11 protein-coding genes and 1 tRNA gene are annotated in these 15,272 nt (G+C 63.8%); 4 read left to right on the top strand and 8 right to left on the bottom strand.

What is annotated here, in order from left to right; translation table 11 throughout:
* The first annotated feature begins 297 nt into the window (after positions 1–297).
* The 4 genes from E2K99_RS20190 (at position 298) to E2K99_RS20205 (ending at position 3,806) form a co-directional block, all read left to right on the top strand.
* Complete coding sequence (locus E2K99_RS20190) at positions 298–1,365, top strand: type II asparaginase (protein WP_134223342.1); 1,068 nt, start codon at positions 298–300, stop codon at positions 1,363–1,365.
* 165 nt (positions 1,366–1,530) lie between these two features.
* On the top strand, positions 1,531–3,159 hold the full coding sequence (locus E2K99_RS20195) for an OpgD/OpgG family glucan biosynthesis protein (protein WP_134223343.1): 1,629 nt from the start codon (positions 1,531–1,533) through the stop codon (positions 3,157–3,159).
* Between the two features lie 82 nt (positions 3,160–3,241).
* Positions 3,242–3,318, top strand: a tRNA-Arg gene (locus tag E2K99_RS20200).
* A 206-nt stretch (positions 3,319–3,524) separates the two neighbouring features.
* The gene (locus E2K99_RS20205; RefSeq protein WP_134223344.1) at positions 3,525–3,806 is read left to right on the top strand and encodes a hypothetical protein; all 282 of its coding nucleotides are present in this window, start codon (positions 3,525–3,527) and stop codon (positions 3,804–3,806) included.
* Between the two features lies 1 nt (position 3,807).
* Here E2K99_RS20205 and E2K99_RS20210 read toward each other — a convergent pair whose 3' ends face one another.
* From E2K99_RS20210 to E2K99_RS20245, 8 genes are all read right to left on the bottom strand, one after another.
* Complete coding sequence (locus E2K99_RS20210) at positions 3,808–4,452, bottom strand: cytochrome b (RefSeq protein WP_134223345.1); 645 nt, start codon at positions 4,450–4,452, stop codon at positions 3,808–3,810.
* Positions 4,453–4,490: 38 nt separating this feature from the next.
* Complete coding sequence (locus E2K99_RS20215; RefSeq protein ID WP_205703817.1) at positions 4,491–5,099, bottom strand: FMN-dependent NADH-azoreductase; 609 nt, start codon at positions 5,097–5,099, stop codon at positions 4,491–4,493.
* A gap of 68 nt (positions 5,100–5,167) precedes the next feature.
* Positions 5,168–6,172, bottom strand: coding sequence for a WD40/YVTN/BNR-like repeat-containing protein (locus tag E2K99_RS20220; protein ID WP_240733927.1), 1,005 nt, complete (start codon positions 6,170–6,172; stop codon positions 5,168–5,170).
* Positions 6,173–6,203: 31 nt separating this feature from the next.
* Positions 6,204–8,573: an efflux RND transporter permease subunit gene (locus tag E2K99_RS20225; RefSeq protein ID WP_039784091.1), complete on the bottom strand. Its 2,370-nt coding sequence runs from the start codon at positions 8,571–8,573 to the stop codon at positions 6,204–6,206.
* 76 nt (positions 8,574–8,649) lie between these two features.
* Complete coding sequence (locus E2K99_RS20230) at positions 8,650–10,389, bottom strand: DUF1302 domain-containing protein (RefSeq protein WP_134134409.1); 1,740 nt, start codon at positions 10,387–10,389, stop codon at positions 8,650–8,652.
* 44 nt (positions 10,390–10,433) lie between these two features.
* Positions 10,434–11,798, bottom strand: a complete 1,365-nt coding sequence (locus tag E2K99_RS20235; protein WP_134223348.1) for a DUF1329 domain-containing protein — start codon at positions 11,796–11,798, stop codon at positions 10,434–10,436.
* Positions 11,799–11,889: 91 nt separating this feature from the next.
* A complete protein-coding gene (locus tag E2K99_RS20240) occupies positions 11,890–13,260 on the bottom strand; it encodes an aspartate aminotransferase family protein (RefSeq protein ID WP_134223349.1) in 1,371 nt (456 codons plus the stop codon).
* 381 nt (positions 13,261–13,641) lie between these two features.
* Positions 13,642–15,249, bottom strand: a complete 1,608-nt coding sequence (locus E2K99_RS20245; protein WP_134223350.1) for a methyl-accepting chemotaxis protein — start codon at positions 15,247–15,249, stop codon at positions 13,642–13,644.
* Positions 15,250–15,272: the final 23 nt, after the last annotated feature.

Here is a 15,272-nt window from a genome sequence, read left to right on the forward strand (position 1 = left end):
CCTGCGCCGGCACACCCCGGCCACCTGCGTCAGCGCGCTGTCAGTTGCGCGTCATTTTGCCCTTTTCGATCACTCCTGCCGGGCCAAAACGCACCAAACGTGCGCGCCCCCCTGTCGCAAAGGCCCGCGCCATGCGGCTTTCTCACCCGATAAAAAAACCTTTGATTGCCAGGCGAGCCGGTGCTATCGTGTCGGCGCTTTTGGCGGGATGAGATCGCGCGGCAAGACGTGAGACATCTTCGCAAGGCTACCAATAAAACTAAGAAAATCCATTCAACCACTCGTTCAGAGGCAAACATGTTCATCAGAAAAATCTTCCAGCAGATGCTGGTCCTGCTCTGCCTGGCCGCGGCCGCAGCCGCACAAGCACAAAACCTGCCCAACGTGGTCATCCTGGCCACCGGCGGCACCATCGCCGGTACCGGTGCCACCAGCACCACCACCGTCGGCTACACCGCTGCCAAGGTCGGCGTGGATGCGCTGATTGCCGCCATTCCCGAACTCAAGAAGGTCGCCAACGTGCGCGGCGAGCAGGTCATGCAGATCGCCAGCGAGAACATGAACAACGACGCCTGGCTGAAGCTGGCCAAGCGCGTCAACACCCTGCTGGCGCAGAGTGACGTCGATGGCATCGTCATCACCCACGGCACCGATACCATCGAAGAAACCGCCTACTTCCTGGACCTGGTGGTCAAGAGCAAGAAGCCGGTGGTGATCGTGGGCGCGATGCGCCCCTCCACCGCCATCAGCGCTGACGGCCCGATCAACCTGTATAACGCCGTGCTGCTGGCCGGCTCCAAGGAAGCCGTCGGCAAGGGCGTACTGGTGACCCTGAACGACCAGATCAATGCTGGCCGTGAAGTGACCAAGACCAACACCTCCACCATGGACACCTTCAAGACGCCGGAACTGGGCTTCCTGGGCTACATCCAGGGCAGCAAGCCTTACTTCTATCGCCAGTCCACCCGCAAGAACACGGCCGACACCCCGTTCGACATCATGAACCTGGACAAGCTGCCGCAAGTGGACATCGTCTATGGCTACGCCAACATGAACCCGATCGCCCTGAACGCCTTCGTGGCCGCAGGTGCGCAAGGCATCATCCACGCCGGCGTGGGTGACGGCAGCCTGAACAACACCGTGGTGCCATCGCTGACCGAGGCCCGCAAGAAGGGCGTCGTGATCGTGCGTTCCAGCCGCGTCGGCCAGGGCATCGTGGCGCGCAACGGCGAAGCCGACGATGACAAGCTGGACTTCGTGGTCTCGGATACGCTGAACCCGCAGAAGGCGCGCATCCTGCTGATGCTGGCCCTGACCAAGACCACCGACAGCAAGGAAATCCAGAAGATGTTCTGGGAGTACTGATCCTGCCGGTCCGGCGGCCCTGTCCGCCGGACCCAGCATCAATCAATCATCAGTCCGAAAGCCCGCTGCCCGTGCAGCGGGCTTTTTTTACGCAGGAACCAAGCACGGCAGGCTTCACTCTGTAGAGTTCGTCTTGCCCCGGACCGCTTCACAGGAGAACATCGCATGCCCAGCCGCCGTCAATTCCTCGCCGCCGCCAGTGCCGCTTCGGCATTGGCCGCCCTCGGCCTCTCGCCGCGTGCGCTGGCGGCGCAGGGCTTGCGCCTGGGCCGTGCGCAGCCGTTTTCCTTCGACAGCCTGATCGCCCGCGCCCGCGACATGGCCCGCACGCCCTACCAGGCCCCGCCGGCCGTCCCCGCAGACGTTCTGGACAAGATCGACTACGAAGCCCACGGCAAGATCCGCTTCAAGACTGCCGATGCGCTCTTCGCCCAGGGGCCCGGCGCGTTTCCGGTGACCTTCTTCCACCTCGGCAAGTTCTTCCGTGTACCGGTACGGATGTTCATCCTTGCTGGCCAGGGTGATGGCACTGTACCGGTACAGTCGCGCGAAGTGTCTTACCGCGATGACTATTTCGACATGCCCGCCGACAGCCCCGCCCATCAGCTTCCGGCAGGCAGCGGCTTCGCCGGTTTCCGCTTCCAGGAGAGCCGCCTGGCCGACCAGAAGGAGAAGGACTGGCACACCAATGACTGGGTGGCCTTCCTCGGTGCCTCCTATTTCCGCGCCATCGGCGATCTGTACCAGTACGGCCTGTCGGCGCGCGGCATCGCCATCGATGTGGCCCAGGCCGACCGGCCTGAAGAATTTCCCGACTTCACGCAATTCTTCTTCGAGCCCTCTGCCCCCGGCAGCGATACGGTGGTGGTGTATGCCTTGCTCGATGGGCCCAGCATCACGGGTGCCTATCGCTTCGCCATGCAGCGCAAGCAGGGCGGCGGCGTGCACATGGAGATCGACAAGTCGCTGTTCCTGCGGCGAGACGTGGCGCGCCTGGGCCTGGCCCCGGCCACCTCGATGTACTGGTTCTCGGAAACGGTGAAGGGCACCGGAGCGGACTGGCGGCCGGAGGTGCATGACTCGGACGGACTGGCGATCTGGAACGGTGCAGGCGAACATCTCTGGCGTCCGCTCAACAATCCGCCGCGCACCATGTCATCGGCCTTCAGCGACCAGCACCTGCGCGGCTTCGGCCTGCTGCAGCGCGACCGCGATTTCGATCATTACCTCGACGGCGTGCATTACGAACGCCGCCCCAGCCTGTGGGTAGAACCGGTGGGCGACTGGGGCGAAGGCGAAGTGCAATTGATCGAGCTGCGCACCGATGACGAGATCCACGACAACATCGTCGCCATGTGGGTGCCCAAGGCCCCGGCGCGCACCGGCAACGCCTATCGCCTGCGCTACCGGCTCTACTGGCAGCAGGACGAGCCCTTCCCTTCCCCGCTGGCACGCTGCGTGGCCACGCGCCTGGGACGTGGCGGCCAGCCGGGCCAGCCGAGGCCGCCGCAGGTGCGCAAGTTCATGGTGGAGTTCAAGGGAGAAGCGCTGGCGGGGCTGCCTTTCGGCGTGAAGCCGGAAGCGGTCATCACGGCGTCGCGCGGCAGCATTTCCTATGTCTATACCGAAGCGCTGCCCAATGGCGTGCCCGGCCACTGGCGCGCGCAGTTCGATCTCACGGCCAGCGGCGAGGAACCGGTCGAGCTGCGCCTGTTCCTGCGCCATCAGGGCCAGGCATTGAGCGAGACCTGGCTGTTCCAGTACCATCCGTTTGCCGCGCGGGAAGTCTATTGAAATGCGGTGAAATAGTTTTTTTGAAGGGCTGCGAAAAAATGTTTGTACTTTTTTGAAAAGCTCCTTATAATCTCGTTCTTTCGCGGCTGTAGCTCAGCTGGATAGAGTACTTGGCTACGAACCAAGGGGTCGTGGGTTCGATTCCTGCCAGCCGCACCATATGTAGTAGAAAAAGGGTCCATCGCAAGATGGGCCCTTTTTTGTTTTGTGCTGCCGCCAGCATGGCGCAGCTCATCCACAGAATCCTAGGCTGGCCGACGCACGGTTGCGCCATCGTCCGACAGGCCCCCGCAGCCCGGCTGGGGATAATCAAGGCTCCCCGAATCCGATTCCATCGATTTCCCTCGATGCCCACAGGAGCCGCAATGAAAAAGATGTCCTTCCTCATGCTGGCCGCTGCCAAACCGGTACTGCGCCGCTATGACGATCTCAACCGCCGCCGTGCCGGCACCGCGCCCGCCGACACCGCCTCAGGCCAACCGGCCATCATCGGTGAAGAAGACATGCAGCCCGTCGCCCAGGAAAGCAGCATGGTGGCTGACGGCACGCAGCACCATGATCCGGCCGGCGCACCGCCTGTCCAGGCCGCTGCGGTCGATGCCCCGCCGCGCAAGGATGGCGACTTCGCGCCGCCGGTCGGCGCCTGAGTCAGCGCCGCTCGCCCTCGTCCTTGCCGCCCCATGAGGCCGGCAGCATGCGCACCAGCGTGGCATCCTTGCGCACGCGGTGATGGAAGAGAGCCGCCGCGATGTGGAGGAGCACCACCACCCACACCACCCAGTCCCCCAGGAATTTGTGGATGGCGAAGATGGGTGTCTCCACCTGCTCGGCCGTGAGCTGCCAGGTCGTGGCGATCCAGTGGAACAAGGCCGTCTCGCGGAATGCCGGAATGATGAAGAGACCGAAATTGGTCGGATCATAGGTGTTCAGGTAGCCCGTGAGCGGCATCACGATCATGAACAGGTACAGTGCCCAGTGCGCCAGTTTGGCCAGCAGATGTTCCAGCGCACTGCCCGGCACCGGTGACGGCTCGACATTGATCCAGCGCCAGATCAGGCGCGGGATCACCAGCACCCCGATGCTCACGCCCAGCACCCAGTGGATGTTGAGAATGGGAATGACCAGTTCGCCATTCGGTTCGATACCGAACAGCGCAGGCTTGATGCTGGTCTCGGGATCGATGAACCAGATCACGTAATACACCACGATATAGGCCAGGATGAAGGCCACCGCCATGGTCCAGTGGAAGCACTTGGCGACTGCGCCGAAGCGCTCCGCAGTATTTTTCAGCATGAATTTCCCTGCCAGAAGAAAAAAGGTGCGTCAGTGTATTACACGCGCAAAAAGGCAATGCGTGCCGCAGCATCGGCCAGCGCCTGCGCTTTTTCGCTCTCGCCCATGGCCACGCCTTCGGCGCGGATCACGGTGACGTCGACGATGCCAAGGAAGCCCAGCAGATCCTGCAGATAGCGTTCCTGGTGATCCAGCGCCGCTTCCGGCGTGCCCTCCGCATACTGGCCGCCGCGCACCGAGGCGATGTAGGCACGGCGTCCCTTGAGCAGCCCTTCCGGACCGGCCTCGCCGTAGGCGAAGGTAGTCCCTGCCACTGCCACCCTGTCGATCCAGGCTTTCAGTGACGACGGCAGCGAGAAGTTGTACATCGGCGCGCCGATCACCAGCAGGTCCGCCTGCAGCAGTTCATCCAGGCAGGCCTGTCCCAATGCCAGGTCCGCCTGCAGGGCAGAATCGCTGACCTCCGCGCCATTGAAGGCCGCCAGGTGCTGCGGCGACAGATGCGCAGGCGCGACGGCGGCGAGGTCGCGATAGACCACTTCCAGTGCCGGATGCAGCACGCGCAGGCGCGCCACGATTTGCGCCGAGAGCTGGCGGCTTACGGAATGTTCACCCAGGATGCTGGCATCCAGATGCAGGAGTTTCATGGTCATGGATTCCTCATATTCTATAAATCATTTAGTCAATTTACGCAAAAAAAGCGGGGCAGTGATGCTCAGGGCTTGGCCGCACCGGGCTCCACCGGTTTGAGCACACCTTCCTTGGAGAACGGCAGCACCTGCCCCAGCCGGTTCACCAGCAGCGTCGTGATGGCCTGCGGAGCAGTCGCGACGACCTGCCAGCTGAGGCCGTCATCGCGGCTCTGCAGCAGCTTGCCCTCCAGCGAAGAGGCCGTCAGCACCCCCGGCGTTGCCTGCAGCGCCGTGATGGATCCGCTGGTGGGCAAAGCCACGGCCTGCCACGTCGCCCCCTCATCCATACTGCGCAAGAGCTTGCCGCCCAGTCCTGCCACGATCAGCGTGCCCGAGGGCCGGGCCACCGCCCCGCTCCACAGCGAGGCCTTGCTGCCGGCACTCTGCAATTCCCAGTGCTGGCCACCATCGCGTGACCGGAACAGCGTGCCCTGCTCCGCCGCCAGGTAAAGCGTATCGCCCTGCCCTGCGAAGAGATGCAGCAAATTCAGGTCGCTGCGCTTGCTGCCCGCAGCCACCGGCAAATGCAGCGGTGTCCAGGTCTTGCCGCCATCCTCGGTCTGCAGCAGCAGCGACCACAATCCGGCGGCCCAGCCATGGAGACGATCACGGAAGTAGACCGTGAACAGCGGCTGGTCGACCTCGGTGGCGCTGCGCTGCACCTGCCAGGTCTCGCCACCGTCGGCGGTGTGGATCACCACGCCGCCATGGCCGGCCGCCCAGCCCTCCTTGTCATCCACGAAGCTGACTGCCGTCAGCGTGAAATCCACCGGCACCTGGCGCGCCTGACGCCAGTGCTGCCCGCCATCATCGGACAGGATCACATTGCCGCGCGCACCCACCGCCACCACGCGCTCACCGGCCAGCGTCGCCGCCAGCATCATGGCGCGTTCGGCATGGGCATCGGCCACGGCGGCACGCAGCGGCACCGGCGCCATGCCTTGCGCGTGACCACTGCCGGCCGCCAGTGCAGACCACGCCAGCAGCGTCACGCACAGCCATCCCTTGACTGACTTGCTCACATCCATTCTCCCTTGCATCGCATTCTCTCCTGCGCTCTCAATGGCTCATCATGCTGTTGACCTTGATCTTGCCCTTGCGCGGGAACAGCCGTTCCAGCACCACCGCAAAGGCCGGCAAGGCGGTCATGGCCATGATCAGGTTGACGATGAACATGAAGGCCAGCAGCTTGCCCATATCCGCCTGGAACTTGAGCTGCGAGAAGGACCAGGTGGCCACGCCGATGGCCAGCGTGATAGCCGTGAAGATGGTCGCCACGCCGATTTCCTGTATCGATTTCTCCAGCGCCACATCAATCGCCTCGCCCGCCGCCAGATGCATCTGCAGGCGGCTGTAGATGTAGAAGGCATAGTCCACCCCGATGCCCACGGCCAGCACCATCACTGGCAAGGTCGCCACCGTCAGGCCGATCTGCAGCTGCTTCATGAAGGCATAGCCGATGAAGGTGGCCACCGTCAGCGGCAGGCAGCATGCCACCACGGCACGGAGATCGCGATACACCGCAAACACCAGCACCACGATGGCGGCATAGACGTAGAGCATCATCGGCAGCTCGGACTTTTCCACTTCCTCGTTGACGGCGGCGATCACCCCGGCATTGCCTGCGGCCAGGCGGATGCTCAGCCCCGGCAGCGGATGCGCGCTGCGGTACTGCTTGACGGCCGCGATCACGCCATTGATGGTGGAGGCCTTGTGATCGGTCAGGTAGAGATGCGTGGCCAGCATGCTGCAATCCTTGGAGAGGAAGCCGCGCACCCGCCCGATCTCCACCGCCAGCGCGGCGTAATTGGCCGGATCCAGCGGCACCGAATACATCGCCGGATTGCCCTCGTTGTAACCTTCGTTATAGATCTTCATCTGCTGCGCGAAGGAGCTCACCGACATCACCCCCGGCACCTGCGCCATGGCAGCATCGAACTGGTCCTGGTAGCGTCCGAAGGCGACCTGGTCACAGGAATTTTCGGGGGTGGCCAGGATCACCGAGAGCCAGTCCAGTCCCGTGTCGTAGTTCTCCGCAATCGCCTTGGCATCCAGGTTGTAGCGCGAGTCGGCCCGCAGCTCGGGGGCCCCGGCCTGCAGGGTACCGACCAGGCGGTCGCTGCTGTACCACACCGAGGCCGCAAAGAGCAGCAGCGTGACCAGCACGATTCCCCTGGCATTGCGCGGATGGGCCGCACGCGCAAACACCTGCAGCCAGCGCGCACGCTTCTGCTGTGCCCGCATGGCGGCATCGGCATAGGCCTTGTCGACCTTGAGCAGGGAGGCCGCCAGCGGCAGCATGACCAGGTTGGTGATGATCTTGTAGCCCACGCCGATGGAGGCGGTGATGGCCAGCTCCTTGACCATGGGAATCGGAATGAGCGTGAGCGTGATGAAGGAGACGAAGGCCGTCACCAGCGCCAGCACGCCCGGCACCAGGAGGCCACGGAAGCTGGCGCGCGCCGCCTCGTCGCACCCCATGCCGGCCGCGATGCCGCGCACGATGTAGTTGATCTGCTGCACCCCGTGCGAAACGCCGATGGCAAACACCAGGAACGGCACCAGCACCGCCAGCGGGTCCAGTCCGTAGCCCAGCAGGTGCAAGGTCCCGAACTGCCACACCAGCGATACCAGCGAACAGACGATCGGCAGCAGCGTGAACGGCAGCGAGCGGCAATACCAGTACACCGCCAGTGCAGTCAGCAGCAAAGCCATCACGCAGAACTTGAGCACGCCCTGCGCGCCATCGGCAACATCGCCGATCTGCTTGGCGAAGCCGATGATCTGCACTTCGAAGTCGGCATTCTCGTACTTGGCGCGCAAGTCGTTGAGCAGCTTGTTGTAGGCGAGATAATCGACCTTCTTGCCATTGGCATCGAACTCGTTGATCTCGGCGATGATCATCGCGCTGTCCTGGCTGCGCGAGACCAGCGTACCCACGAAGCCGCCATTGTTGGCGCTGTCGCGGATGCCGGCGATCACCTCCGGCGTCAGGTTGTCAGGCGTGACGGTACCGGCGATGACCGGGTCGGCGCGGAAACCTTCCTCGGTGATTTCATTGACGAAGGTGTTGGGCGTCCACAGCGACTGCACCCCCAGCCGGTTGATGTTGGGCAGGAACATGACGGCCTGGGTCATGGCGTTCAGGCGCGTGAGACCGTCCCTGGTCCAGATGCTGCCGTGCCGGGCGCGCAGCACGATGTTCAGGCGATTGGCACCAAACAGCTCATCGCGGTATTGGTGCAGCGTGGCCACGTATTCGTGGTCCGAAGGGATCTGCTTCTCGAAGCCGGCATCCATGCGCAGCTGCAGCGAGAACACGGCCATCAGCGCCGTGAAGCCCAGCAGTGCCAGCAGGATGGGCAGGCGCGCGCGAAAGGCCAGCGCCTCCAGGCGCGCCAGGCTGAGAAAGCCGTTGAGAAAACGCATAGTGATCTGAATCCAGCAGGCAAGACACGGTACGACCGGAACGGACTACGCCCGCCAGGGCGCAGTCCGACCGGGATCAGAAGTTGTAGGTCGCGGTGGCCCCGACGAAATTGCGGCCGCGCAGCGGCTGGTCGAAGATGGTGTCGCCGCCCCAGAACATGGCGTAGTTGAGCGAGAACTGCCACTTGGCCGGATTCTGGATGAAGCTGACGATGAAGTTGGCCGACTTCGCCCCCTGCATGAAGGTGCCCGCAAAGTTGGGCGTGCGTCCATGCAAGGCCTGGAAGTAGAAGATCTCCGGTACCACCTGCCAGCCCGGTATGAGCGAACCGTCATACACCCAGCTGAAGTCCAGGTTGTAGCCATACGAGAGCGCCGTGCCTACGCTGGGCGGCGACCCGGCGCCGGTGGCAATGGCATTGGCGGTGGTGTCGTAACCCCAGCCCCAGTTGCCGGCCGCGACGGGAATGCCCTGGTAGGACTTCTTCATGTTGGGATAGTAGATGCCCACGGCCTCGGCCATCAGGGTGGCGGTATCGGCCCCGCCCAGCATCTTGAGGATGGTGGGATTGTCGCTCGGGGTCATGCTCAACAGGCCCGTGACCGCCAGCTGGTACTTGGCTGTCTCGACGTAGCAGTTGCCGTTGGCCAGGCAGCCGCTGCCATTGGTGGTCGGGCTGTTGCCGGCGGTGGAGGTATTGAGCGTGATCGGATCCTTGGGACGGTAAGACAATTCGGTGCCCACTGCCCAGTTGCCGACCGGGAAGTTCATGCTGGCACCGATCATCTTGCGGTCCTGCAGATAGGAGTAGCCGAAGCCCGAAACCGAACTGGTGGAGGTCGACATCACCGGCGACTTGTCGTGGTAGTTCATCAGGTACAGGCCGAAGTTCATCTCGGTGTCCTTGGGGCTGTAGCGCAGCGCCACGCCGTACTGGCCGCTGGAACGCGGCGTACTGGTGGTGGGCACGCCCAGCTCGGTGGCACCGTTGCCGATGGTGCCGATGGACCAGTAGCTGCCCACCGGCGGGAAGTAGTTGCGCTGCCAGCCTTGCTGCACATAGGTCTCGACGCTCAGGCCATGGCCCAGTCCGGTGGCGAAGTTCACCATCGGGGCCGGCAGCACCGCTTCCTTCATCTGCGTGCCCGGTTGCGACAGGCGCATCAGGTCCAGCGCGTTGGTCTGGTTGATGCCGCCGGGGATGAACAGGCTCTCGCCCCAGTTCACCACCTGGTTACCGACACGCAGGCGGGCGCGCTGCTCGCCGATGGAGAATTCCTTGCTCACCCACAGATCCAGCAGGCGCGTCTTGTTGCGCACCTGGCTGGCCGCATTGCCGGGGAAGGAACTGCCGCCGCCCCCGCTGACGTAGCCGGTGGCGCTGTCGGCTGCAAAGTCGCGCAGCCAGCTGACGCGGCCGAGGAATTTCACGTCCGAAGGCAACTTGAGCATCAGCTCATGGGTGCCTTTGATGTAGGTGGTGAATGCGCTGCCCCGCTCGTAGTTCAGGTTGCCCTGGTCGTTGTATTGCGAGAGCGAATCGGCACAGCCATCCGGTGCGCCCGCACCGGTCGGCCCCGAGGGCTGGCCGCCGTTGACCGAACCGATGATGCCGGCACAGACCGGCTTGCTGGCGCGGATCCCGACGCCCACCGTGACGGTGGAGTCAAAGTTGCCCGAGACCGATTCCCCCTCGAAGGTAAAGGCCTGGGCATTGCCCGTGTAGAGACAGGCGCCCATCAGCGGTACGACGATGGGCAACATCCGTGGCAGCGCCGAACCTGCACGCCGCGTCTTGCGCATTGGCTTCTTCATGGTTTTCCCTTCCCCGTCAAAGTCTTGTCAGAGTGGCGTAGCGCTCAGCGGTCGCTGATGGCACGCAGGTTGTCGGCGCTGTAGAAACTGTCGCGCAGACGCGGGTTGTCCTTGACCTCGGTTTCCCAGCGGATGTCCTTGCCGGTGCCGGCCGAGTGCGAATCCATCAGGTAGCGACCTTCGGCCAGGTTGTACTGGGCGAAGCCGGCGAGATCGCAGGCACCGGTTTCATAGACCGGAATGATGTAACCCTCGCGATGCTTCCACAGCTTGTTCTGGGCGTCGTAGTCGTCGGAGAGCACCAGGTTCCAGCTGTCTTCATCGACATAGAAGGTCCGCTTGGGGGCCAGGTGGCGTACGCCCGGCTTGACCGTGGCTTCCACTACCCAGACCCGGTGCAGCTCGTAGCGGCGCGCATTCTCGGCCACGAAATCAGGCTTGGCGATGTCGTCGAAATTGGCCTTGAAGTTGTTGGCCCCGAAGCTGTTGTAGGCGACGTAGATTTCCTTCTTGCCGACCAGCTTCCAGTCGAAGCGGTCCATGGTGCCGTTGAAGACGGTCGGCTCATCCATGGTGTACTGGTTTTCCATGCCGATCTGCGGCGCATCGTAGGCATAGGACGGCATGCGGCGCACGCGGCGCTGCCCGGGGAAGTAGTAGAAGGTCTCTGCACCCGGACGATTGAGATAGGTCGCCACCGTCAGCGCCTGTCCGGCCAGTGCGGTCGGCGAGGCATAGGCAACGTAGGTGTAGAACTCGACTCCGCCCAGCGTGGAAAGCTTGGTGCTGCCCTTGACGTTGGAGGGATAGAACAGCGTCAGTTGCTGGCTGGCCTTGATCCACTCATTGCTGCCCTTGCGCGGCGAGACGGCGGTGATGGTGTTGGGGAAGTCCACGCCCACGCCGCGATAGCGCATCTTGCTGTTGTACATGACCTCCAGGCCGGTCTTGGGCAGCGGGAAGGGAATACCGGGCACGTTGGCTTCGGCCAGGCTCCAGCCGTCGGCACCGATCTTGCCGTCGGCCACATTCTTCCTGGTGTTCTCGACCACGAAGTCGGGCGCGGCACAGTAGCGGTGGGTGGGATAGATATCCATCTTGTAGCCCTTGACCTGCTTGATCAGGGCCACCTGTCCCGGCGTCAGGTGATCGGCGTACTTGTCCACGTTGGAGGCGTCGATGACCTCGGTGGGCTTTTCATCCTTGTACTTGAAATAGTCCTTGCGCAGCTTGCCGTAGGACCAGCCGGGCAATTCCACGTTTTCCGCCTTCCATTCCGGGACGCCCTGGCCGGCGGCCTTGTCGCCGCCCAGCGGGGTCAGGGTGCTGCCCAGATCTTGCATCGAGGCCGCGTGCGCCAGTGCCGCGCCCATTGCCAGCAGGGACAAACCGAGGATCGTTCTCTTCATGACCACTTTCTCCAATTGACTCAAACCTGTTGCGATTGATGAGGAATCAGGCAGGCGGCCGGGATGCATCCCGGCCACCGGGTTGTCCCGTTCAGAGGGAGGCCAGGCCGGCGCCGAAGATGTCCAGTCCCTTGAACATCAGCGAACGCGGAATGGTCAGCGAAGGCATCACGCGCATGACGTTGGTGTAGCGGCCACACGGAATCATCAGCACGCCATGGCCGACCACGTAGTCCATGAGCTTGCCCAGCTTCTCGCGCGAGAGCGGTTCGCGGGTCTCGCGGTTCTCCACCAGCTCGATGCCGATCATCAGGCCGCGTCCGCGCACCTCGCCGATCCAGGGGCTGTTGAAGCTGCGAATGCGTTCCTGCGCTTCCAGGCCCAGGGCATGGGCGCGGTTGACCAGGTCCAGGCTCGGGTCTTGCAGGATGCTGATGTTGGTCAGCGCCACCGCTGCCGAGATCGAATTGGCGGCGAAGGTATTGGGCTGCGAACCATCAGGGATCTTGGCCGCGAGATCGGAACGCATCACCAGGCCGGCCATCGGCATGTCGCCGCCGATGCCCTTGCCGAAGGTCAGCATGTCGGGCTTCACGCCCGAATGTTCCACCGCCCACATCTTGCCGGTGCGGCCGGCACCGGCCTGGACTTCATCGACAATCAGCAGCGCGCCGCTGCGGTCGCAGGCCTTGCGCAGGATCTGCAGGAACTCCGGCGACGGCGGCACATAGCCGCCCTCGCCCTGCACCGGCTCGACGATCACGGCCGCCACATCATCGGCGGCGGTGTAGGGAGTGTTGAGCAGGTAATCGACGTATTCACCGGCGATCTGCTCGGCGCTCTTGTTGCTGGTGTCGAAGGGGAAACGGTAGGCGTAGGGATACGGTGCGTGGATCACGCCGCCCATGAAGGGACCGAAGCCCTTGCGGTAGGCGGTGCCGGTGGTGAGCGCATTGGAGGCATTCCAGATGCCGTGATAGCCGCCGTGGAAGGCGATGATCTGGTGACGGCCGGTGACGCGCTTGGCGAACTTCACGGCGGCTTCCAGCGCATCGCTGCCACCCTGGGTGAAGAAGGTGATGCAGTCGCCGCGCAGGCCCTCGGGCATGATCTCCGAGATCTTGGCGGCCAGCTCGGTACGCTTGGAGCTGTTGACTTCCATCGAGTGCATCAGCGATCCGGATTGCTCACGGATCGCTTCCACCACGCGCGGATTGCAGCGCCCGACGCTGCTCACGCCGACGCCGGCGGAGAGGTCGATGAAGGTATTGCCGTCCGGGTCCTTGAAGGTCACGCCGAAGGCCTGGTCCATGGCGATGGGCATGCGGCCGCCGCCACGTGCCATCGACTCGGTGCGTGCCGACAGTTCCAGCGCCGCTGCCGTCTTGGGGCCGGGATAGGTGGACGACACCATCTTGGGAGCGTCAGCAAAGTTGAGCGACTCCAGTTCTGCTTCAATCATAAACTTACCTTTCAAGACCGTTTTCAAGAGAGTGTTCGCCTGCGCAGCGGCAAGCGATTGACCGGGAACAGCGCCGCCCGCAACGCCTTGCTGGCGAGCTTGCGGCATGACACGATTAAAACCCTTGCACCGGGCAAGCCATTAGCCCAAATGAGCAAGTCATCGCGCAGCGTGATGCGGGGACGGAAATAATTTGCACAGGCGCGCTCCCGCCTTGCGGGAGGCTGACGGACGGCTGACGAGCGAGAAAAAAATGGCGGCCGGAGCCGCCATCAAGGATGCTGCCAGGCACCAGAACACACAACGATGTACAGAAAGACGTACCGGATTACGGGCAGAAGAACGTACGGAAACCACGCCCGAAAAAAGAAGGAGAAACCGTTACCCCAGCGGCAAGGCCAGCGACGGAGGCGACTGCGATGCATGAAGCAACTGCGCGCCCTCCGCAATCCTGAACACCGACACCGTCCCCAGCAGGTTGCCTGCCTGCTGGCGCAGGCTCTCGCTGGCGGCCGCGCTTTGTTCGACCAGGGCGGCGTTCTGCTGCAGGGCATCGTCCAGTTGCCGGATGGCACCCTCGACTTCGGCGATGTCTGCGCTCTGGGTCACGCTGGCCTCGCTGATCTGGGCCACGATGGCCGAGACGCTGCGCACCGCCGCCACGATGTCCTGCATGGTCTGCCCGGCACGGTCCACCAGGCGCGCGCCGGTCTGGATGCGCGCTACCGATTCATGGATCAGGGCCTTGGTCTCGCGTGCGGCCAATGAACTGCGCTGGGCCAGTGAGCGCACCTCGGTGGCCACCACCGCAAAGCCGCGCCCCTGCTCCCCGGCGCGCGCCGCTTCCACGGCTGCATTCAAGGCCAGGATATTGGTCTGGAAGGCGATGCCATCGATGGTGCCGACGATCTCCGAGATGCGCTGCGAACTGTCCTCGATGCCGCGCATGGTCTGCACCACTTCCTGCACCACCTCTCCTCCCTGCAGCGCCACCGTACTGGCCTGCCGCGCGGTGCCGCTGGCCTGGCGGGCATCCTCGGCATTCTTCTGCACCGTGGCACTGAGTTCATTCATGGTGGCTGCCGTCTCTTCCAGCGCGGCGGCCTGGGCTTCGGTGCGGGTGGAGAGATCGGCATTGCCGGCGGCGATCTGCACGCTGGCCGTGGCCACGTGTTCGGCTTCGCGCCGCACGCCTGCCACGATGCCGACCAGTGCCTGCTGCATGCGCTGCATGGCAGTGAGCAACTGGCTGATCTCGTCGCGGCCGCTGACCGTGATCTCCTGATCCAGCGCGCCTTCGGCAATGCGATGCGCAGCCTGTACCGCACGCCGCAGCGGTCCGGCAATTCCACCAATGAGCAAGCGCGCCAGTACCAGCGTGCCGAGCAGCGCGGCCACACTGACTGCGATGAGCGCGTGCCGGGCGGAGACGAAGGCTTGCTGGCCATCGGCTACCGAGGCCGCCGATTCCTGCGCCACCGAATCGCTGATGAACTTGAGGATGCCGGCCATCTGCTCGTAAGGCGCGGCACTGTCGGCCGCCAGCAGCAGCGCCTCGGCCGACTGCCCGGCAGCAGCCAGCGCCACCGCCTTCTCGGCCAGGGCGCGATAGGCCTGCCAGCTGGCGCTCAGTTGGCGGCTGGTGGCGCGTTCGTCATCATTGCTGGCGAAGTCGACCAGGATCTTGAGATACCTCTCTGCATAGGCCAGGCCCTCGCGCCGCGCCTGGGCGGCCGCCGTGCCGCCACTGCCATCATCGGCCAGCAGGGCCAGCGTCACGCCCATGCGGTATTGCGCCATGCCGATGCGTATGCCCGAGACCGATTCCATGGCCGGCACGTTGATGCTGCCGAGCTGCTCGACCTGGCGGTTGATATGGCTCATGCGGCCATAGGAAAACAGCGCCATGCCGATCAGCATCAGCAACAGCAGCACGAAGGCCAGCCGCAGCCGGGCCGCAATGCTCAATGCAGCGAGCGCCTGCCTCATCGTTACTCCCCTGGGTGGTGGAT

This window comes from Herbaspirillum huttiense (genome assembly GCF_004367745.1).
Taxonomy (GTDB): Bacteria; Pseudomonadota; Gammaproteobacteria; order Burkholderiales; family Burkholderiaceae_D; genus Herbaspirillum; species Herbaspirillum huttiense.